This window comes from Streptomyces sp. IMTB 2501 (genome assembly GCF_001953885.1).
Classification (GTDB): Bacteria; Actinomycetota; Actinomycetes; order Streptomycetales; family Streptomycetaceae; genus Streptomyces.
The window spans coordinates 39,566-58,607 of record NZ_MQUS01000032.1 but is presented as its reverse complement, the minus strand read 5'-3'; the positions used below and the strand labels follow the sequence as shown (position 1 = coordinate 58,607).

Genomic DNA, 19,042 nt, shown 5'->3' with positions numbered 1-19,042 from the left:
TCAGGAAGAGGTGACCTCGGCATGCCCGGACACACGACAAAGGGGTTCTGCGCGACGGCCGCCGCACTCGCCCTGTGCGTGGTGCTGGCCGGCTGCGGCGGATCCGGGGAGTCGGCGGGGGGCGGCAAGATCGTGCTGCGCTACACGTGGTGGGGCAACCCCGACCGTGCCGCACGCACCGGGAAGGCCGTCGCCCTGTTCGAACAGCGGCATCCGGACGTAAGGGTGCAGACGTCGTTCTCCGGCTACGACGCCTACAAACAGAAGCTCGCCACCCAGGCCGCCGGCGGCGACGCACCCGATGTGATGCAGCTCGACTACCGGCAGATCGACCAGTACGCCTCCGGTGGCGTCCTGCTCGACCTCGGGCGGCAGCAGCGGGTGCTGCGCACCGCCGGCATCGACCCCGGACTGCTGGCCACCGGCCGGGTGCGCGGCGCGCAGTACGCCGTGCCGCAGGGCCGCGGCACCGAGACCGTCGCATACGACGTCCGGGCCTGGCGGCGCTCAGGGGCGCCGCTGCCCGGCCGCAGCTGGACCTGGGACCAGTGGGCCGAGGCGATGCGCACCCTGGCCCGGAAGACCGGGAAGCCGGGCGGCACCGACCCCGGGCAGAGCGAGGACGCCTTCGAGGTCTGGCTGCGCGGCCGGGGCAAGTCCCTCTACACCAAGGACCGGGGGCTCGGCTTCACCGCCGCCGACCTCACCCGCTGGTGGACCTTCACCGACCGGCTGCGCCGCGAGGGCGCCGTGTCGCCCGCCGAGCAGACCACCCAGCTCGACGGATCCGTCGAGAACACTCCGCTCGGCCGCGGCAAGGCCGCCTCCGACGCCAACTGGGACGCCCCCGCCAGCGGTTTCCAGGCCCTCGTCAAGGGCGGGGTGGCGCTCGCGCCCATGCCGTCCGGCGCGAACGGCACCCCCGGCCAGTACTTCAAGCCGTCCATGTTCCTCGGCGTCGGAGCCCACACGAGTCACCCCACCCAGGCCGCCCAGCTGATCGACTTCCTCGTCAACGACCCCGACGCGGCGAAGATCCTCGGTGCGACGCGCGGCATCCCCGTCAACGAGGCGATCCGCAAGGAGATCGGAGCCGGCCTGACCGGCTTCGACAACACCATCGCCGACTACCAGGCCTCCCTGGAGGGCACCCTCAAGGACCCGCCGCAGGCCCCGCCCTCCGGCGACAACGCCCTGCAGACCACCTTCCAGCGCGACTACGACCAGGTGTCGTACGAGCGCATGTCGCCTCGCAAGGCGGCCGAGAACTACATCACCGAGGCGAAGGCGGAGCTGAGGTCATGACCACCACCGACATCCCCGCGCCCACCGCCCGCCGCTCCGCCGCCACGGCACGGCGCCGCCCGAGGCGCGAATGCCAGGGCGCCGCCTGGGTGTTCCTCTCCCCGTGGGTGCTCGGCGCGACCGTCCTCACCCTGCTCCCGATGGCCGTGTCGCTGTATCTGTCGTTCACCGACTACGACCTGTTCAACCCGCCGCACTGGGTGGGCCTGCGCAACTACGTCCAGATGTTCACCGAGGACCCGCGCTACTGGCGCTCCGTACTGACGACGCTCACCTATGTCGTCATCGCCGTACCTCTCCAGCTCGCGCTAGCACTCGCGGTCGCTCTCGCCCTGAAGGGCATGAAACGCGGCAAGGGCTTCTACCGTTCCGCGTTCTACGCTCCCTCGCTGCTGGGCGCGTCGATGTCCGTCGCGTTGGTGTGGCGGGCGGTCTTCAACGACGGCGGCACCGTGGACCATCTGCTCGGCACCGGCGGCTGGGTCAACAAGCCGGGCTGGGCCCTGTTCGCCGTCGCCCTGCTGACGGTGTGGCAGTTCGGCGCCCCCATGGTCATCTTCCTTGCCGGGCTCCAGCAGATACCCGCCGAACTGTACGAGGCCGCCGCCGTCGACGGGGCGGGCAAATGGCGGCAGTTCGTCTCCGTCACCGTACCGATGCTGTCCCCGGTACTGTTCTTCAACCTGGTCCTGCAGACCATCCAGGCCTTCCAGGTCTTCACGCCCGCCTTCGCCATCAGCGCGGGCAAGGGCGGCCCCGCCGACTCCACGCTCGTCTACACCCTCTACCTCTACGACCGTGGCTTCGTCGCCTCCCACATGGGCTACGCCTCCGCCATGGCCTGGGTCCTGCTGCTCGTCATCGGCGCCGTCACCGCCGTCCTCTTCCGCACCTCGCGGAGCTGGGTCTTCTACACCTCCGAGGAGGAGCGATGACCACAACCGCCGTGCCGGGCCGGCGCGTTAGCCGGGGCCGGATCGCCCTGCACGCCGGCTGTCTGGCCGCGCTGCTCGTCATGCTGTACCCGCTGGCCTGGCTGCTCGCCACCTCGCTCAAACCCGCCGACGAGGTCATCGCGAGCCTCAACCTGCTGCCCAGCCACCTCGAATGGTCGAACTACACCACCGCCCTGGACGGCGTGAACGGCGTCTCCGTCTGGCGGCTGCTCGGCAACTCGCTGCTGATCGCGGGCGGCGCCGTCCTCGGCAACGTGCTGAGCTGCTCCCTCGCGGCCTATGCCTTCGCAAGGCTCCGCTTCCGGATGCGCCGGCCGCTGTTCGCCTTCATGATCGCCACGATCATGCTGCCGCATCACGCGGTTCTGATCCCGCAGTACATCCTCTTCAACAAACTCGGCCTGGTGAACACCTACTGGCCGCTGATCCTGCCGAAGTTCCTCGCTACCGAGGCGTTCTTCGTCTTCCTCATCGTGCAGTTCATGCGCGGCCTGCCCCGCGAACTGGAGGAAGCCGCCCGCATCGACGGCTGCGGCCCCTTCCGCAGCTTCTTCTCCATCGTCCTGCCACTGACCCGGCCCGCCCTGATCACCACCGCGATCTTCACGTTCATCTGGACCTGGAACGACTTCTTCACCCAGCTCATCTATCTGTTCGACCCCGACAAGTTCACCCTCACCCTGGCGCTGCGCTCCTTCGTGGACGCCTCCAGCCAGTCGTCGTTCGGCCCGATGTTCGCGATGTCGGTGATCGCGCTGCTGCCGATCGTGCTGTTCTTCCTCGCCTTCCAGCGCTTCCTCGTGGAGGGCATGGCCGGCTCCGGACTCAAGGGGTGACCGCGATGTCCCATACCCGCACCCGGGAACCGGGCGAGCTGTTCGGCCCCCGTATGACCCTGTTCGCCGACACACTCAGCGTCGGCCTCGCCACCGCCGTGGCCTGCCTGCCCCTGCTGACCGCACCGGCCGCTCTGTCCACGGCCTGCGCGGTGCTGCGCGGCGCGGGGGAGGGACGGCCTGCCACCGCCGGTCGGTACGCGGGCCTGCTCCGGCGGCGGCTCTGCCTCGGCGACCTGGCGGCAGGGGCCCTGACCCTGGCCGTGCTACTGCTGTGCGCCGCCGACCTCGCCCTGACTCGCACCGGTCTGCCCGGCGGCCCGCTCTTCGCCGTGGTCGCCACCGCCATCACGGCCGGCGCGACGCTGGTGGGCCTGCGCGCCTGTGCCTGCCCCGAGTCCCTCACGGACTGGCGGGCGGCCCTACGCGCCGCCGCCCGCGACACGGTGGCCGACCCCGGCGGCTCCGGCCTGATCCTGCTCGCCCTGACCACAGCCGCCGCCAGCGCCTGGGCGCTACCTCCGCTCGCCTTCCTCACCCCTGGGCCGCTGGCCTTGGCGCTCACCGCGGTCGACGTGAGGCTCGCGGGACGCCGATGCTGAGACGGGCAGAGCCGACTTCCCCGTCCTGCCTCACCCTTCCAGCGGCGCGTAATCGGCGTAGCCAGGGGCATCCGGGCCGTGGCGGAGGTCCTGCTTCGGTTCGGTGAGAGGTCCGTGAGCCGCGAACCGGGCCCGCAGGACCGGGTCGCAGATGAAGGGCTGCCCGTAGGCGCCCAGATCCGCCAGGTGGTCGACCGGAATCGCGGTCCCTCGGTGCTGGTCTTCGGCCCCCGGGCCGGACGCCGTGAGTTCATCAAGCTCGCGGCGGCAGCCGTGGCCGCGGGCGCGCTCTCCCCGCTGTGGGTGGGAGGGCATCATCGGCGGTGTGGGCTCCGGCGCCTCGTTCTCCGACGCCGTCCACGCCATCGCCCCGCTCGCACAGCCCCACCAGCGAGCAGCACTCTTCGCGTCCATCTGTGTGGTCGTCCACCCGGGCTTCGGAGTGCTGGCGATCATCGCAGTACCGCATCAACCTGCAGGCGTCGGACCGAAGGTGATGACCCCGGTGGAACAGCGGGACGTGATCGAGGACGCGGCCTCCCGGGAGCGGTCCGTGAGCGGCCTGCCGATGTGCGGCGACGACTTCCATTCGGTGACCGGGCTGTGGGCCGTCAGCCGAATCGCACGCTCTCCGCCCTGTACGCTCCCCACGTCTCGCCCGTACGCTTCGGCAGCACTTGAGCGGTGCCCGAGCAGCCGTAGGTGTCGAACACCACGGCGTCCGTGTCGGTTTGGTTGTCGGCGCCGAAGGCGGGCATGTCGAAGTCGTAGCACACACCGTCCGTCGGGTTGCTGATCGCCCCGTGGGTGCCGTCGATCCGGTCGAAGACGAAGGTGCCTGTGGCCGCGTGGGCGCTGAAGGCCGTTCCGGTGACCAGAAGGAGCGCGGCACTCGCGGTGAGTACGGCGCGGGCGGCGTTCTTGAGCTTCATCACGACGGTGTCCCTCCCTCGGGGCCGCCTGCGTCGGGGCCCTGTCGCCGTAAAGATCCCGTGCCCCGGGCTGCCGGGCCGGGCCTTTGGCGCGCTGTCGCTCGAAGGAAGGACTTCGGCAGCCCGATGACGACCTCCGCGAGACGACCTCCGCGCCGCAGGTCGGCCCGTAGGGTGGGGCGCGTCCGGAGTGGACCGGGGCCCCGGTCCGGAAGGCAGGAGGCGATCGCCGTGCACGACCGACCAGTCCTTGTCACCGGCGTCGGTGGCGGCGTCGGCGGAGTCGGACGAACGGTCCTCGACCGGTTGCGCGCGGAGGGCGTGCCGGTCCGGGCTCTGGTCCACCACGACGACGAACGGGTCTCCGCCCTGAAGACCATGACCGGCGTGGAGGTGATGGTCGGCGACCTCACCCGTGGCCCCGACGTGGTGAAGGCGCTGGCAGGCTGCCGCCGGGCCTACTTCGGCATGAGTGTGTCGCCCGCGTACCTGGAGGCCGCGACGACGGTCGCGGCGGCCGTCCAGGAGAGCGACGGTCTGGATCTGCTGGTGAGCATGTCGCAGATGACGGTCTCGCAGATGGACCTCACCAGCGATGCCGAATCCCGGCAGCAGCGACTGCACTGGCTGGCTGAACACGTCCTCGACTGGTCAGGGGCACCGGTCGTGCATGTCCGGCCCACGGTGTTCATGGAGAACCCGCTCTTCGCCCGGATCGCTGTCGCCTCGATCCTGCGCGACGGCACGATCCGCCTCCCGTTCGGCTCCGCCCGGACCTCGCCGGTCGCCGCAGCCGATGTGGGCGAGGTGGTCGCGCACCTCCTGCTCGACCCGGCTCCGCCGTCCGGCCGGGTCCACGAACTGACCGGGGCGCGCTCCCGTGACATGGCCGCCATCGCGGCCGAGTTCTCCGCCGCCCTGGGCCGTACCGTGACCTACGTCGACGTGCCGTACCAGGATTGGCTGGAACACGACCTCACACAACAGGACCTGCCGCCCCATGTCTTCGAGCACATCGCCACCATGGCGCGTCTTCACGGCGAGAACCGGTACGACCGGGCCACGAACGACATCGCCGAGCTGCTCGGACGCCCCCCGCTGGGGTTCGACAGTCTGATCAGGAACACGCCCGCCCTGCAGCCGTAGCCGGATGCTCGGCAGGTTCACTCGCGGGGCCCGATCTCCCTTCCGTCCGCGTCCCGCACGGTGATGGCCAGCATCGGGCAGATGTCGGCGGCCTCCAGGGCGCGGTCGTCGTTCTCCGCGATGTGCTCGTTCACCGGGCGGGCGTGGTCGCCGTCGAGCGCGAACAGGTCCGGTGCGGTCCCGGCGCACATACCGGAGCCGATACAGCGGTCGGAGGCGATGTGCAGCTGCCAGCTCATGGGCCGCCTCACCAGCCCACCGGCATGACGCGGGGGCCGCGCACCAGCATCTCGGTCTTCCAGGTGATGTCGCCGGCGACGTGCAGCCGGGGGAAGCGGGTCACCAGCGCGCCGACGGCCTCCTGGAGTTCGAGGCGGGCCAGGGGAGCGCCGAGGCAGTGGTGTACGCCGTGGCCGAATCCCAGATGGGCGTTGCCGCTTCGGGAGATGTCGAGCGTGCCGGCCGCGGTGAAGCGCAGCGCGTCACGGTTGGCCGCGCCGATCGCGACCAGCACCGGCTCCCCGGCCCGTACCAGCGTGCCGCCCACCTCGATGTCCTCCTTGGCATAGCGGGGCTGACCGGCCCCGCTGCCCAGGGGCACGAAGCGCAGAAGTTCCTCGATCGCGCCGGTGATGAGCGCGGGCTCGGCGCGCAGGCGGGACAGCGCCTGCGGATGGTCGAGCAGGGTGAGCACGAAGTTGGGGATCTGGGTGGCGGTGGTCTCGTGGCCGGCGACGAGGACGCCGACGCACAGGTCGACCAGCTCCAGCTCGGACAGCCGGTCCTCGTGATCGCGCGCCTCGATCAGCGCCGTCATCAGATCGTCCTGGGGCTGCTCGCGGTGCGCGCCGATCAGCTGGGCCATGTACGCGCGCAGCTCTTCCCGATTGCGGTCGAACTCCTCTGCGGTCAGCGAGCTGGTGGACAGCGCCGCGTCGCTCCAGACGCGGAACCGCGGACGATCCTCCTCCGGTACGCCGAGCAACCGGCAGATCACCGCGACCGGAATGGGCAGGGCGAAGCAGTTGACCAGGTCGGCCGGTGGCCCCACAGCTTCCATCTCGTCCAGGAGAGTGGACGTCAGCTCCCTGATCTGCGGGCGGAGTTTCTCGACCTGGCGGACGGTGAAGGCCTTCGCGACCAGCGAGCGCAGCCGGGTGTGGTCGGGCGGATCCATGCCGAGGATCCCGCTGTCCCGCTGGGCCGCAGAGCTGCGCGGCTCGTCGTGCTCGCGGCCCAGGGCCCGGCTGAAGCGCTGGTCGCCGAGTACCAAGCGGGCGTCCGCGTAGCGGGTGGCGAGCCAGGCCGGCTCCCCGTACGGGAGCTGGACGCGCAGCAGTCCCGGGGTGTCACGGGCTTGTTCGTACGCCTCGGACAGGGCGAGGTCCCGGCTGGAGTTGAAGGGATAGGCGAGGGGGGTGTGGTCGGGTGCCGTCACTTCTGTCTCCCTTGTGTAAGCACACGCTTACAAAGCTAGGAGGCGTTCACCGAGCGGTCAACGACGCTAATCGGTCGTTACTCTGACGGCTCCTCGGCAGGCGCGAGGGGGCTCATGGCGACAGAAGGAGCAGAGGGTGGACACCAGCGAGCACACACGGCACCAGGACCGGCCCGGCGGCGCGCCTGCGAACGAGGGGCCGCGCGGCGCTCCTGCGAACGATGCGCCGGGCAGCGGGCCTGCGCGCCAGGGCCCCCCGCACCGCCCGCGTGACGCCCAGGGCACCCGCTCGCGCATCCTTCACGCGGCCGGCTCGGTCTTCGCCGAGCGCGGATACGACGCGGCCACCGTCCGCGACATCGCCGGACGCGCCGGGGTGAACCAGGCACTCATATTCCGCTATTTCGGCTCCAAGCAAGCCCTGCTGACCGAGGTCATGGCGCAGGGAGGAAAGGAGCAGCTGAACAACACGCCACCGGACCGGCTGTTCGAGACCGCACTGCGCGGTGTCCTGGAGGGAGGTGGTGAACCCGACTCGGACCGGCTGCTGGCCGTCTACCTTCGCTCCATCGGCAGTGCCGACGCCGCCCCGGACACCGTCCGCGCGCTGGGGGAGGAGTACGCCGCCGCGCTCGCCGCCCTCTCCTCGGCCGACGACAGCACGCTGCGCGCCCAGCTCGCCATGGCCTGGCTGCTCGGCATCGGCCTGATGCGGGTCGTGGTCGGGCAGGAACCTCTGGCGAGCGCGGCACCGGAAGAGATCTGCGGCCACGTGCTGACGGCGCTTGACGGGCTCCTGGGCGAGGGGAAGGTGCGGAGGGGACGCGTGGCGGATCAACGGCCGGGCGAGCGGCCGTAGTCCACGCCGCCCATGGACGAGGCGTCACCCGGAGCCCGGAACCCACCGGCGCGTCGACAGGGCGACCTTTCCCGCCACGGGTGAAGGTGTGTCGTGCCAGGAGAAGGACGAACCGCTGCGAAGGATCTCAATGATCAAGTCCTGCCGGATTGCGGCTGTCACGCTCGTCGCCGTCGGCGCCCTCGGGGTAGGCGCGGCCCACACGCCCGCAGCTGCTGCGCGGCTCGCGCCCCCGCCCACCGTCGGTTCCTCTGACGAGTCGTCCATCGGCGGAGTCCTGGACAGCCCGGGGAATCCCCTCGGCTTGGGCCCGCTCAACGTTGCCGTTCCCGCAGTGGGCGTGTTGTAGAGCGCACTGCATGGAGTCGAAGTAGCTCGCGGAGGGTATCGGTGCCGGCGGCGACCTGGACGAACGCGGGGCGGCCGGCCGGCAGTCCGAAGACCGTCTCGGGGACGAGCAGGGCGAGCAGGAGGAGGAGCGGCAGCCTCCATGGGCCGGTGAAGGCGTGGAGGAGGCCGATGACGAGCGGTCCGGCTCCGGCTATGAGGTAGCCACCGGTCTGGGCCATGCCGGACAGCCGGGCCGCGACCCGCGGGGTGGCCGAACGCAGGCCGAGCAGGGTGAAGGCGAGCGGGAAGGCACTGCCGGTGGCGACGCCGAGGGTGGACCAGCTGCGCCTGCACATCAGCCAGAACCTCACCCGCCCGCTGACCGTCGCCGATCTCGCCACCTGCGCCAGCATCGGCGAACGACACCTCAACCGGCTCTTCCGCGGCGAACCGGGCACCACACCCGGCGTCTACGTCGAATCCGTACGGCTGGAAGCAGCCCGCAGCCGACTGGAGAGCACGGACGACACGCTCGACCGGATCGCGGTGGTGTGCAGGGCACGCGGGTCTGCACGCTCGTGTTCAGCCCCAGCCGGAGACCGGGCACTGGGTGTCGTAGGGCGTGCCGTCCGGTGCCTCCTCGGCGCGGAAGAACAGCAGGGGCGTGAACAGGTGTGCGGCGGAGATCCGCGGATACACACCGCCGTAGCATCCTCACCAGCCGTCCTGCGCCGGTGTGCTGCCGACGCTCCGGGACCGGGAGCCGGTCGCTCGGCGCTCATCGGTCGCTGGTCGTGGCGTTGCCCGATGACGCGAGGCGCGTGTCGTGCGGGTCTGTGAGCGAGGGACCGGCGCGGCCGGTCAGGCTGTCGATCCGGGCCCGGCGTCGGCTTCGCACGGTGACCCATGCCGAGACGGCGACTGCCGAGAGCGCCGAGAGCAGGCCCTCCAGGAACAGGCTGGCCCGGGTACCGAAGGCGTCGGAGACCAGGCCGACGAGGGGAGCGCCGACGGGCGTGCCGCCGAGGAGGACGAGGAAGTAGACGGACAGCACACGGGCGCGCAGGTGCGGGCCGGCATGCAGTTGGATCAGGGCGTTGGCGGTGGTGGTGACGGTGACCGCGGCGTAGCCGCTCGGGATCAGCAGCGCCATGAAGGTGCCGTAGCCGGGCATCAGACCCAGCGCGGCTTCCAGCACTCCGAAGACGGCCGTCGCCGTGACGAGGCGGCGGACGGTGGGAGGTTGCCCGCCGTGGGCCGCGAGGATCGCGCCGACGAGACTGCCCGCGGCGTAGGCGGCCGAGAGGTAGCCGAAGGCGGCGGTGCCGGAGTGGAAGACCTTGATCGCCACGAGGGAGATCGTCACCTGGAAGTTGAACCCGAAGGTGCCGACGACGGCGATGAGAGCGATCGGCAGCAGCAGTTCCGGGGTGGCGGTGATGTGCCGGAACGCTTCGGTCAGCCACGGCCCGCCGCGCTGAGCCCGGTTGTGCTCGCTCGCTCTGCCGGCCGGGACGGTGATCAGGCCGTACAGGACCGCCAGATAGGACAGCGCGTTGATCAGGAAGACCGTGCCGGTGCCCAAGGCCGCGACGGTCAGGCCCGCCGCGGCCGGGCCCAGGATGCGGGCGACGTTGAACTGGGCGGAGTTCAGGCTCACTGCGGCGGGCACCCGGTCCCGGCTGACCAGTTCGGAGATCATGGCGTTGCGTGCGGGACTGTCCACGGCGGTGGCGGTGCCGAGGGCGAGGGCGAGGGCGTACACGGACCACAGGTTCACCGCGCCCGTGACGGTCAGCAGCCCCAGCAGCAGCGACTGCACCGCCATGCCGGACTGCGTGATCAGCAGCAGCCGGCGCTTGGGGAAGCGGTCCGCGAGGACGCCCCCGGTCAGGCCGAACAGTGTCTGGGGCAGGAACTGCAGCGCGGTGACGATCCCGACCGCGCTGCCGCTGTTTCCGGTGAGGTGGAGGACCAGCAGATCCTGGGCGGCGCGCTGCATCCAGGTGCCGATGTTGGAGGTCAACTGGCCGAGCAGGTAGCGCCGGAAGGGCCGTACCGTGAGCGTGCCGAGCGCCGTCCCCGGAGCCCTGTTGCCGCTTCGCCCGCCGGTTCGGTGGTCCGTGCTCATACCGTCCGGCCGACGTAGGTGTGGGCGTCGTCGGTGTGCATGAGGGGCGCGTCGGCGTCGTCGACGTGGTGGAAGGCCGGGTGAGGGTGCATGAGGAACTCGTGGTGGGAGATGTTCCAGGCGTAGGCGCCGGCCATGGCGAACGCGATCCGGTCGCCCACCCGCAGCCGGGGGACCGCGGCGTGGCGGGCCAGGACGTCCTTGGGTGTGCACAGTTGACCGACCAGGGTCACCGGCTCGTCACGGGCCTCCGGCCGGTCCCAGGGCCGGTGCCAGGAGTCGTCGGGGATGATCTCGAAGGGTTGGTCGTGCTGTTTCGCGGCGGGGGTGCGCAGATGGTGGGTGCCGCCGCGCAGGACGGCGAACGCCTCGCCGCAGCTGAACTTCACGTCCAGGACCTGGGTGACGTACCAGCCGCAGTAGGCGGTGACCGAGCGGCCCGGTTCGATCCACAGCGTCAGTTCGGGGTGGCGCTCCAGCGTCCGGCGCAGGCCGCCACCGAAGGCCGGCCAGTCGAAGACATCGTTGGCGTCGGTGTACTCGACGTTCATTCCGCCGCCGATGTTGACCTCGTTCAGCGTGATCCCTCGTTGGTGTGCCCAGTCGTCCGCCCAGCCCATGACCTGGTCGACCAGGGCCAGATGGGCGGGCGCGTCGAGGCCGCTGGCCAGGTGGGCGTGCAGCCCGCGCAGCCGGATACGGCCGTCGGTGGCGATGATGCGCAGGCAGCGGTCCAGCTGGGCGGGGTCCAGACCGAACGGGCTCGGTCCGCCGCCCATGGCCAGCGCCACCGAGCGGACCGCCACGGGTACGTTGACGCGCAGGAGCACGTCGGCGGTGCGGTCGCCCAGCACGGTCGTCAGCGTGCGCAGCTCGTGTTCGCTCTCGATGTGCAGGCGTTCCACCCCGGCGTCCAGGGCCTGGGCCAGTTCGGCCACGGTCTTGCCGGGGCCGCCGAAGGCGATCGGCGCGTCGGGGAAGAGGCCGCGGATGTGCCGGATCTCGCCGCCGGAGGCCACTTCGAACCCGTCGACGTGCTCGGCGAGGGTGCGCAGCAGGCGGGGGTCGGAGTTGGCCTTCGCCGCGTACAGCAACCGGACGCGCCGCGGCAGCGCGGCCCGGATGGTGCGGGCGTGTGCGCGCAAGCCGGTCAAGTCGTAGACGTAGGCGGGCAGTTCGTCGTCGGTGAGTCGGTGTACGTGGTGCAGCACGGCGGCTCTCACAGGGGCACCTCGCGGGGGAAGCCCGCGCCGAGCGGGCTGGTCAGGGGGACGTAGGTGGCGTGCCGGTCTGCTTTGCGGGCCCAGCGCAGCAGGAGGTTGGCCTTGGCGGGCAGCGGTACCCCGGAGAGCAGGGCGCGCAGCCGCGGCGGCCCACCGGTAAGGCCGGCACAGGCTTCGAGCCGGTCGCGGACCAGGCCCCACAGCGCCGGTTCGCGCGCCGGACCGAGGTCGGCGAGGGCGCCGAGCACCTCGGCGACATGGTTGACCAGCAGGCAGTAGGCGACCCGGTTCCAGCCGCGTTCGGCATCGTAGGTGAGGGAGCCGCGGACGTCCTCGGGGAGGGCGGCGAGCGCAGGTGCGTGGTGGCGGGGCAGCAGCTTGGTGCCCTCCAGGTCGCGGAAGAGTATCCGCACGGGTGTGCCGTCGGCGTTGACTCCGACGACGACGTTCTGCAGGTGCGGTTCCAGTACGACCCCGTGCTCGAAGTAGGCGGCCAGCACCGGCGGCAGCAGCAGCCGCAGATAGGCGTCCCACCAGGCCAGTACGTCCCCGTCCCCGCGGGCCAGCAGGTGGGTGACGTGGGCGGCACTGGTGGGGTACTCGTCCGCGACCGCGGCGGCGAGCAGGGGCGTCACTCCGGGGCGCAGATGGGTGCGCAGCCCGGAGCGGACCACGACACCGAACCCCTCCAGCAGTTCGGTGTCGCCGTCGGCGGCGAGCGTGCGGTAGCCGGGCTCGGCGAGCAGCGCGCATCCGGGGAAACGTTCGGCGAGCTGAGCCATGACGGGCTGGAGCAGGCCGTTCAGGGCGACGGCGCCGGACAGCTCGTAACGGGCGTGCTTCCGGACGCAGTTGGTGAGGCGGACGTTCAGGCTGAACTTCAGGAACGTGTCCGCGTCGGGCTGGTAGAGCGTGCGTACCGACGCCGTGGGCACCCACTCGGGCCCGCTCACGCCGATGTCCACGACCTCTCCCGCGGCCAGTGCCGCACGCAGCCGCTCGTGCCGGCTCAGCAGCCGGAACTGCCAGGGGTGCACCGGCAGTGTCATGAACTCCGGGTCGGCCGACGGGCACAGCGCGTCGAGTTCGCTCAGGTCGCCCTCCTGCTGCACCAGGTGACGGCGTACGGCCAGGTGCCGCAGACGGAAGCGGGCGCCGGTCTCCGGGCCGTACGCCAGCCAGTCCGCCGGGTCGCCGGTGCGCGCCTTGGGCGTGGGATGGAAGCGGTGGCCGAAGACCAGGGACTGTTCCGACGTCAGATACGGGTCCTGCTGGGGCATCCCGTGGGCGCGGTGTTCCAGGGCGGTGCGGATGGTCTCTCGGCTGTCGGCCACCTGGTCCAGGAACTCGCCGTTCGCCACGCCGGTGCGCAGCTCCAGCTCGTCCTGGACATGGCCGGCCAGCTCGCGCCAGCCCACCGTGACCCAGGCGCCCTCGTCGTGCCGTTCGACGGGGCCTTGGAAGCGGTGTGCCCCGATCATCGAGACACGGCGCAGTCTCGCCCGCAGCAACACGCCGCGACGGGGCAGGCGCAGCAGGAGGTGACCGCGATCGACGGTCACCTGGTGCTCGGGGGCGGAGACCTCGCGGATCAGACAGTTGAGCAGGGTGTGAGCGGTGACGGCGTCGGCGCTGAGCGCTCCGGTGGTGGCGCGGGCGTCGGGGGTGGAAGCGGGGAGGGACATGCGCAAGCTCCAGTCCGTCGTCATGAGTGCATCAGTCGTCCGTCGCGTGGCCCGTGGATGTCAGAGGTGTCGAGCCAGCGGGTTGGGTACCCCGGTCCACTGCGCCTTTCCGGAGTCTTCTGCCAGACGCATCGCGACCGTCGCCTTCAGCGGCAGGGTGTCCCCGAAGAAGGCCGAGGCGTCTCCGGTGTCGGGCAGTTCGGCGTACACGCGGCGGCCGACCCGGGCCACCGACTCCCACAGCGCCGCGGGATCGACCGCCCGGGTCCGGGCGAGGACGTCGACCAACTCGCTGAACACCCCGGTGAGCAGTCCGCCGAACAGCTTGGTGCGCAGAGCGTCGATGTCGTCACCGGCGCGCGTGCCCGCCAGCGACGGCACACCGCACCCCCAGGCGGCGAGCCTGCGGGGACTGATCCGCACCCCGTCCAGGTCCCGGTACAGCACCCGCACCGGTAGGCCGCCCCGCAGTGCGACGAGCGTGTTCTGGCCGTGAGCCTCCAGCGCCACCCCCATGGACAGCAGTGTCAGCGCAGGCGGCAGGACGAGTTCGGCGAAGTCCGCCAGCCAGCGCACGGGATCGCCTGCCACCACGGCCGCGCCGGTGGCGTGCACGGCCGTCAGCGGTACGGCGATCTCTCCGGCGCCCAGGTGGGAATCGGTGGATTCCCTGATCATCGCCGCCAGGCTCGCACACGCCTGCCCGGCCACCCGCACGGTTCCCCCGCCCAGCTCGCGCAGGATCCGCAGGCCGTCGCCGTACCCGGCCTTGTCGACGACCGCCGAGACCAGCTCGGACAGCGGCGGTCCGTCGGCCACCTCCACGGGCGAGATGGTGCGCCGGTAGTTGGTGACCTGGACGTCGAGCGCGGTCTTGATGTGGCGGCCCGCCAGATCGCCCACGGGAGCAAGGGTGCGCAACGACAGCAGCGGACGGGCCGGGATCGTGCGCCGGATCGTGGTGAGGTCGGGGTGGCGAACGAGGACGTGGTCCCGCTGCCAGGGGTGGACCGGCAGCAGATGGGTGTCGCCGTCCCGGAGCTCCTCGGGCCAGGCGGCGGTGCCCTGCCAGCGGTCGGCGGGGACGGGCAGCAGCGCCAGCTGGACCACCGGATGGTGCTCGGGCGCGTACGCGAGCACCTCGGCGACGGACATGCCCGTACGGGTACGGCAGCACGGGTGCTGAGGGTGGCCTTCGACCACCGCCTGTTCGGCATCGACCGCGTCACGCGGCGGAGGGAAACCTTTGGCGTTCGCCGCGCGGGCGAGGGCCAGGTTCACGACACTGTTGTCCAGCTCCGCCGTGAGTCGCTGTGCGGCGGCCGTGTGCAGCCCCAACTGGGCGAGCAGATCGGCCGGTTCACGGATCGGGCCGTCGGGCCCGGCCACGCTGAAGTCCTCGGGTACGTCGGCGAAACGCTGGGCACATGTGCCGGCCGCGGCCAGCCGCGCACCGTGCTGGAGCGTCACGACCAGTTGCTCCGCTGCTTGCTGCCGGGCGGTGACGCCGGGCAGCGGCTCGCGGGCGAAGGCGCCCCAGAGACGGCTGAGCACGGTGGCCCGCGCTCCCGGCAGCGCGGCCAGGAAAGGCTCCACGAGATCCTGGCGCACCCGGCGCAGTTCGGAGATCGTCTTGTCGAGGGCTTGGGTCGGCATGGCGCAATTCCCGGATGTCGGTGGGATTTCCTGTCTCGAACCCTAGGCGACCTCGGTTAAACGAAAATCCAGCGCCGATAAAGGGGATGCCGCACGCGGCGCCGAGCCTGATTCCGGGAAACGGGGCATTTCCCGGTCGGAGAGCCTGAGCGCCCCGAGGGGGCACGGCAACGTGTGTCTTCAGCCCGAAGCCCCAGGTGGCCGGTGGCGCACCCCTCCGGCCCTTAACCATCTCCTAACCGCACCCTGTCACTACGCTATAGGTCTCCCATAATTCATACAGCGAGACGAAAAATCACCGGGACGAGGGAATATCCCGGCGATTGCGGCACGCGATCCGGCGGCCGTTTGTGAGCCTGTCGGCATGCACGTCTTGCTGATCGAGGACGACGACCGGGTGGCCGAACCACTGGCGGAGGGGCTGCGTCGCTTCGGGTTCACCGTGGAACACGCGCGGACCGGCGCCGAGGGCCTGGCCGCGACAGAGCCGGCGATGGTGTTGCTGGATCTGGGGCTGCCCGACATGGACGGCATCGACGTCTGCCGGGCGCTGCGCGCTCGTTCGGCGGTGCCGATCATCATGATCACCGCTCGGGACTCCGAGGTCGACCGGGTGCTCGGCCTGGAGCTGGGCGCGGACGACTATGTGTCGAAGCCGTTCGGGGTCCGGGAGCTGGTGGCGAGGATCCGAGCCGTGACCCGCCGGGCCCGGACCGTGTCTCCCGACGGCGGCGGCTCCGGCACGGAGGCTGCCGGCGGAAGCCGTGCCGATGGCTGTGGCGCCCAGCGGATCGGCCCTCTGAGTATCGACCGCCGCACCCGGCAGGTGCGGGTGCACGAGATTCCGATCGCCCTGGCGCCCAAGGAGTTCGACCTGCTGGTCTGCCTCGCCGAGGATCCCGGAGCCGTCTGCTCCCGCCAGCAGATTCTCGACACGGTCTGGGAGCCGGACTACTTCGGCCCGACGAAGACACTCGATGTGCACATCGCCGCGCTGCGCCGCAAACTCGGTGACCCTTCCTGGATCGAGAACATCCGCGGCATCGGATTCCGCCTGGCCCCGCCCCACGGCTCCGCGGTACGGCCCGAGCCGTGGCACGGCGTCCGGTGATCCGCCGCCTGCTGTTCAGCTATCTCAGCCTCATGCTGCTCGTCCTGCTCGCCCTCGAAGTGCCGTTCGGCTTCGTCTATGCCCGGAGCGAGCTGAGCCGCTTTTCCAACACGGCGGAACTGGGCGCGGTGACGCTCGCCGGGGTATGCGAGGAGAGACTCGAGCACGGACTGGTGTCGGACCTGCCCGGCCTCGCCCGCGAGTACGCGCGGCGCACCGGCAGCAGCGTCGTCGTGACCGACCGCGAGGGTTTCGTCCTCACCGACACCGCCGACGCCTCGGCCGCGGGAAAGAACCTGTCCGCCGCACCGGACATCGCCACAGCACTGCACGAGGGACCCGCGACCGGGATCAGCGACGACCTCGTGCCGGGCCGTAAGGTCCTGTTCGCGACCGTCCCCGGCACGTCGAACGACGGCGTGCCCTGCGTCGTACGATCGCTGTACCCCCTGGCTCCCCTCGCGCAGAGAGTCCAGGGCACCTGGGTGCTGCTCGCCCTCGTAGCGCTGGGCGCGCTCGCCGTGGCCGCCCTGATCGGGTTCGCCTTCGCCCGCTGGATCACCAGGCCGCTGCGGGACCTGGAACGGGCCACCGCGCAACTCGCCGACGGCAGCCTCACCCAGCCGCCCGCGCCCGACCGCGGGCCGCCGGAGCTACGCCGGCTCGTCGCCTCCTTCGCACACACGGCGACCCGGCTGCAACACCTGCTCCATGCCCAGGAGGCCTTTGCCTCCGAGGCGTCACACCAGTTGAAGACCCCGCTCACCTCACTGCGCCTGCGGCTGGAGAACTTCGAGCCCCACCTCGCGCCCCGCGCGCAGGCGAGCCTGAACGAAGCGATCGGCGAGGTGGGACGGCTCAGCCGGATGGTCCAGGGACTGCTCGCCCTCGCCCGGCTGGAGAACGCGGCCAGCACACCGGAGACCGCCGACCTCGACGCCGTCGTCGCCGACCGCGCGGCGATCTGGACCGCGTTCGCCGGTGATCAGCGCGTCGACATCACCGTGGCCGGCCCGAGGGTCGGCACGGTGTGGGCGGTCGCGGGCGCACTGGAGCAGATCATCGACAACCTTCTCTCCAACGCGCTGCGGGTGTCCCCTCCCGGCACCACCATCACCCTGGCGACCGTCACCGCAGCAACAGACGGCGGCCGTACGGCGCCGCTGGTCGAGCTGCATGTGATCGATCAGGGGCCCGGCATGAGCGAGGCGGACCGTGCCCGCGCCTTCGACCGCTTCTGGCGGGCCTCGGACGCCCACCACGACGGCACGGGTCTCGGCCTGCCGATGGTCCAGCGGCTCACCCACGCGAGCGGTGGCGAGGTCACGCTGGAGGCCGCTCCGGAAGGAGGACTGGACGCGGTGGTCCGCCTGCGGCCCGCACAGCCCGCCCGCCCCCGGACCCAGGCGACGGCCCACCGCAGGATCCCTCCGCTGCGCGGTCATGGTGCGACCGGAAGCCGGACGGCCGTGGAAACGGTGTCACGTCAGGACACATGACCGGTATGGGCGGGTCAGCCGTCCCCGCCGCCGAAGCAGTTCAGGCGGAAGAGCTTCTCGATGCCCTTGTGGACGAACCAGAGGCGGGCCTTGAGTTTGAGGATGGTCTCGCCGACGACGGAGAAGCGGAAGTGGCCGGGTTCATGAGGCCTGCGTGGACCGGGCCGACGGGGATCTCGTAGACGCCGTCGCCCTCGACTTCCAGGAAGGGTAGGGGCCTTCTTGTTCGCTGAAGCGTGGCGGGGGGCCGGCGTCGGGGTGCATCGGGTACCAGCCGCGGGGCCAGTGGAAGTGGCGCACGAGGCGGTGGGGCAGGGGGTGGTCGAGGGGGACGATGCCGAACAGGTCGCGCATCTCGCGTTCGAACCGGCCTGTGGGGAAGGAGAGATGGGCCAGCGTCGGCAGTTCGGGGCGGTCGGGGTCGAGGCGGACGTGCAGTTCGGAGCGGGTGTCGGGTGGGTCCGCCGTGAACACGTACACCACGCGGATGCCGTGCTCGTCGTGGTGCGCGGCGATCAGAGTGAGGCGATGGCCGCCGGTCCTCAGCAACTCCTCGGCGTATGAGGGGGGTTCGGTGAGGCTGATCTCGTGGTTGGTGCGCATCGGGTCAGTGACCTCCGATCGCCTGAGCCGCGGCCTGCAACAGATCGGTGAGAGGTCCGGTGGTGGTGCCCAGCGCGGCGCAGGCCACCAGGCCCGCGCAGAGCGGCCAGATGCCCGGGTTCGAAGGGGCGGGCGCTGGAGCAGGGGCGGGGCCGAGCAGCATGCGGGCCGTGCGGGCGGTGAGTGCGGCAAAGGCCACGAGGGCCGGCGGCACGGCCGCCGAGGTCGCCCAGGCCCGCCCGGTCCCGGCGGCGAGACCGGCGCGGACGATGCCGAGTTCGGAGGCGAAGAGACTGAACGGTGGAAGGGCGAGCAACGCCACCACCGCGAACCCGAACACCCCACCCAGGGACGGAGCCTGGGCCAGGAGCCCCCGGACCCGGCCGATCCGGACGGTTCCGGTCAGGTGGAGGATGCGGCCGGAGGCGCAGAAGGCGGCCGACTTGGCCAGCCCGTGGCCGGCGATGTGCAGCAGCGCCGCGGACAGGGCCAGTGGGCTGCCGATCGCTGTGGCCAGGGCGATCAGGCTCATGTGTTCCATGCTGGAGTAGGCCAGTATCCGCTTGTAGTCACGCTGGGCCAGTAGCAGCCCGGCCGCGAACGTGAGGGTGAGCAGGGCGATTCCGGCGAGCAGCACACGGGTGAAGCCGGGCCCCAGGGCGGCGTCGGCGATGACCCGGTAGCGCAGGATCGCGGCGAAGGCGACCGAGAGCAGGACGCCGGACATGAG

19 protein-coding genes and 1 pseudogene are annotated in these 19,042 nt (G+C 71.1%); 10 read left to right on the top strand and 10 right to left on the bottom strand.

Features of this window, described 5'->3' with window-relative positions; genetic code table 11:
• Window positions 1–21: 21 nt before the first annotated feature.
• From AV521_RS37935 to AV521_RS53005, 5 genes are all read left to right on the top strand, one after another.
• Complete coding sequence (locus tag AV521_RS37935) at window positions 22–1,305, top strand: ABC transporter substrate-binding protein (protein ID WP_076095276.1); 1,284 nt, start codon at window positions 22–24, stop codon at window positions 1,303–1,305.
• Window positions 1,302–2,240: a carbohydrate ABC transporter permease gene (locus AV521_RS37930; protein WP_076095274.1), complete on the top strand. Its 939-nt coding sequence runs from the start codon at window positions 1,302–1,304 to the stop codon at window positions 2,238–2,240. Before AV521_RS37935 ends, AV521_RS37930 begins: the two co-directional genes overlap by 4 nt.
• Window positions 2,237–3,097 (top strand): carbohydrate ABC transporter permease, encoded by an 861-nt coding sequence (locus AV521_RS37925; protein WP_076095272.1) that lies wholly within the window; start codon window positions 2,237–2,239, stop codon window positions 3,095–3,097. Before AV521_RS37930 ends, AV521_RS37925 begins: the two co-directional genes overlap by 4 nt.
• 5 nt (window positions 3,098–3,102) lie before the next feature.
• Entirely contained in the window at window positions 3,103–3,699 is a 597-nt protein-coding gene (locus AV521_RS37920; RefSeq protein ID WP_076095353.1) for a hypothetical protein, read from the top strand.
• 78 nt (window positions 3,700–3,777) lie between these two features.
• The gene (locus AV521_RS53005; protein ID WP_371917098.1) at window positions 3,778–4,380 is read left to right on the top strand and encodes a twin-arginine translocation signal domain-containing protein; all 603 of its coding nucleotides are present in this window, start codon (window positions 3,778–3,780) and stop codon (window positions 4,378–4,380) included.
• Here the strand turns inward: AV521_RS53005 and AV521_RS37910 are convergent.
• Window positions 4,311–4,631 carry a hypothetical protein gene (locus tag AV521_RS37910; protein ID WP_076095268.1) on the bottom strand — a complete coding sequence of 107 codons (321 nt, stop codon included), beginning with the start codon at window positions 4,629–4,631 and terminating at the stop codon, window positions 4,311–4,313. The two genes, AV521_RS53005 and AV521_RS37910, sit on opposite strands and share 70 nt — an antisense overlap.
• A gap of 231 nt (window positions 4,632–4,862) precedes the next feature.
• On the opposite strand from AV521_RS37910, the gene AV521_RS37905 reads away from it, so the two are divergent.
• Window positions 4,863–5,777 carry an NAD(P)H-binding protein gene (locus AV521_RS37905; RefSeq protein WP_076095266.1) on the top strand — a complete coding sequence of 305 codons (915 nt, stop codon included), beginning with the start codon at window positions 4,863–4,865 and terminating at the stop codon, window positions 5,775–5,777.
• Between the two features lie 17 nt (window positions 5,778–5,794).
• Here the strand turns inward: AV521_RS37905 and AV521_RS37900 are convergent, their stop codons facing one another.
• Both AV521_RS37900 and AV521_RS37895 read right to left on the bottom strand, forming a co-directional pair.
• Window positions 5,795–6,016 (bottom strand): ferredoxin, encoded by a 222-nt coding sequence (locus AV521_RS37900; RefSeq protein ID WP_076095264.1) that lies wholly within the window; start codon window positions 6,014–6,016, stop codon window positions 5,795–5,797.
• 8 nt (window positions 6,017–6,024) lie between these two features.
• Entirely contained in the window at window positions 6,025–7,215 is a 1,191-nt protein-coding gene (locus tag AV521_RS37895; RefSeq protein ID WP_076095263.1) for a cytochrome P450, read from the bottom strand.
• A 136-nt stretch (window positions 7,216–7,351) separates the two neighbouring features.
• On the opposite strand from AV521_RS37895, the gene AV521_RS37890 reads away from it, so the two are divergent.
• Window positions 7,352–8,074 carry a TetR/AcrR family transcriptional regulator gene (locus tag AV521_RS37890; protein ID WP_305965213.1) on the top strand — a complete coding sequence of 241 codons (723 nt, stop codon included), beginning with the start codon at window positions 7,352–7,354 and terminating at the stop codon, window positions 8,072–8,074.
• 314 nt (window positions 8,075–8,388) lie between these two features.
• Here AV521_RS37890 and AV521_RS51655 read toward each other — a convergent pair whose 3' ends face one another.
• Window positions 8,389–8,817, bottom strand: coding sequence for a hypothetical protein (locus tag AV521_RS51655; RefSeq protein ID WP_256725862.1), 429 nt, complete (start codon window positions 8,815–8,817; stop codon window positions 8,389–8,391).
• Between AV521_RS51655 and AV521_RS51650 the strand changes: the two are divergent.
• Window positions 8,747–8,896: pseudogene (locus tag AV521_RS51650) on the top strand (AraC family transcriptional regulator); the annotation flags it as partial. The gene AV521_RS51655 and the pseudogene AV521_RS51650 overlap by 71 nt on opposite strands.
• A 286-nt stretch (window positions 8,897–9,182) precedes the next feature.
• On the opposite strand, the gene AV521_RS37875 reads toward AV521_RS51650, so the two are convergent.
• From AV521_RS37875 to AV521_RS37860, 4 genes are read right to left on the bottom strand one after another with little or no spacing between them, the layout of a single operon-like run.
• The gene (locus AV521_RS37875) at window positions 9,183–10,535 is read right to left on the bottom strand and encodes an MFS transporter (RefSeq protein WP_079249606.1); all 1,353 of its coding nucleotides are present in this window, start codon (window positions 10,533–10,535) and stop codon (window positions 9,183–9,185) included.
• Window positions 10,532–11,758 carry a type III PLP-dependent enzyme gene (locus AV521_RS37870; protein WP_076095256.1) on the bottom strand — a complete coding sequence of 409 codons (1,227 nt, stop codon included), beginning with the start codon at window positions 11,756–11,758 and terminating at the stop codon, window positions 10,532–10,534. The genes AV521_RS37875 and AV521_RS37870 overlap by 4 nt, the downstream gene beginning before the upstream one ends.
• Window positions 11,755–13,443, bottom strand: a complete 1,689-nt coding sequence (locus tag AV521_RS37865) for an IucA/IucC family siderophore biosynthesis protein (protein ID WP_107481131.1) — start codon at window positions 13,441–13,443, stop codon at window positions 11,755–11,757. The genes AV521_RS37870 and AV521_RS37865 overlap by 4 nt, the downstream gene beginning before the upstream one ends.
• A 60-nt stretch (window positions 13,444–13,503) precedes the next feature.
• On the bottom strand, window positions 13,504–15,099 hold the full coding sequence (locus AV521_RS37860; protein WP_076095252.1) for an IucA/IucC family siderophore biosynthesis protein: 1,596 nt from the start codon (window positions 15,097–15,099) through the stop codon (window positions 13,504–13,506).
• A gap of 364 nt (window positions 15,100–15,463) precedes the next feature.
• On the opposite strand from AV521_RS37860, the gene AV521_RS37855 reads away from it, so the two are divergent.
• Window positions 15,464–16,210, top strand: coding sequence for a response regulator transcription factor (locus tag AV521_RS37855; RefSeq protein WP_076095250.1), 747 nt, complete (start codon window positions 15,464–15,466; stop codon window positions 16,208–16,210).
• Complete coding sequence (locus AV521_RS37850; RefSeq protein WP_076095349.1) at window positions 16,207–17,709, top strand: HAMP domain-containing sensor histidine kinase; 1,503 nt, start codon at window positions 16,207–16,209, stop codon at window positions 17,707–17,709. The genes AV521_RS37855 and AV521_RS37850 overlap by 4 nt, the downstream gene beginning before the upstream one ends.
• A gap of 141 nt (window positions 17,710–17,850) precedes the next feature.
• Here AV521_RS37850 and AV521_RS37845 read toward each other — a convergent pair whose 3' ends face one another.
• Both AV521_RS37845 and AV521_RS51645 read right to left on the bottom strand, forming a co-directional pair.
• Window positions 17,851–18,312, bottom strand: coding sequence for an NADH-quinone oxidoreductase subunit C (locus AV521_RS37845; protein ID WP_256725855.1), 462 nt, complete (start codon window positions 18,310–18,312; stop codon window positions 17,851–17,853).
• A 4-nt stretch (window positions 18,313–18,316) separates the two neighbouring features.
• A complete protein-coding gene (locus tag AV521_RS51645; protein WP_256725854.1) occupies window positions 18,317–19,039 on the bottom strand; it encodes a proton-conducting transporter membrane subunit in 723 nt (240 codons plus the stop codon).
• Window positions 19,040–19,042: the final 3 nt, after the last annotated feature.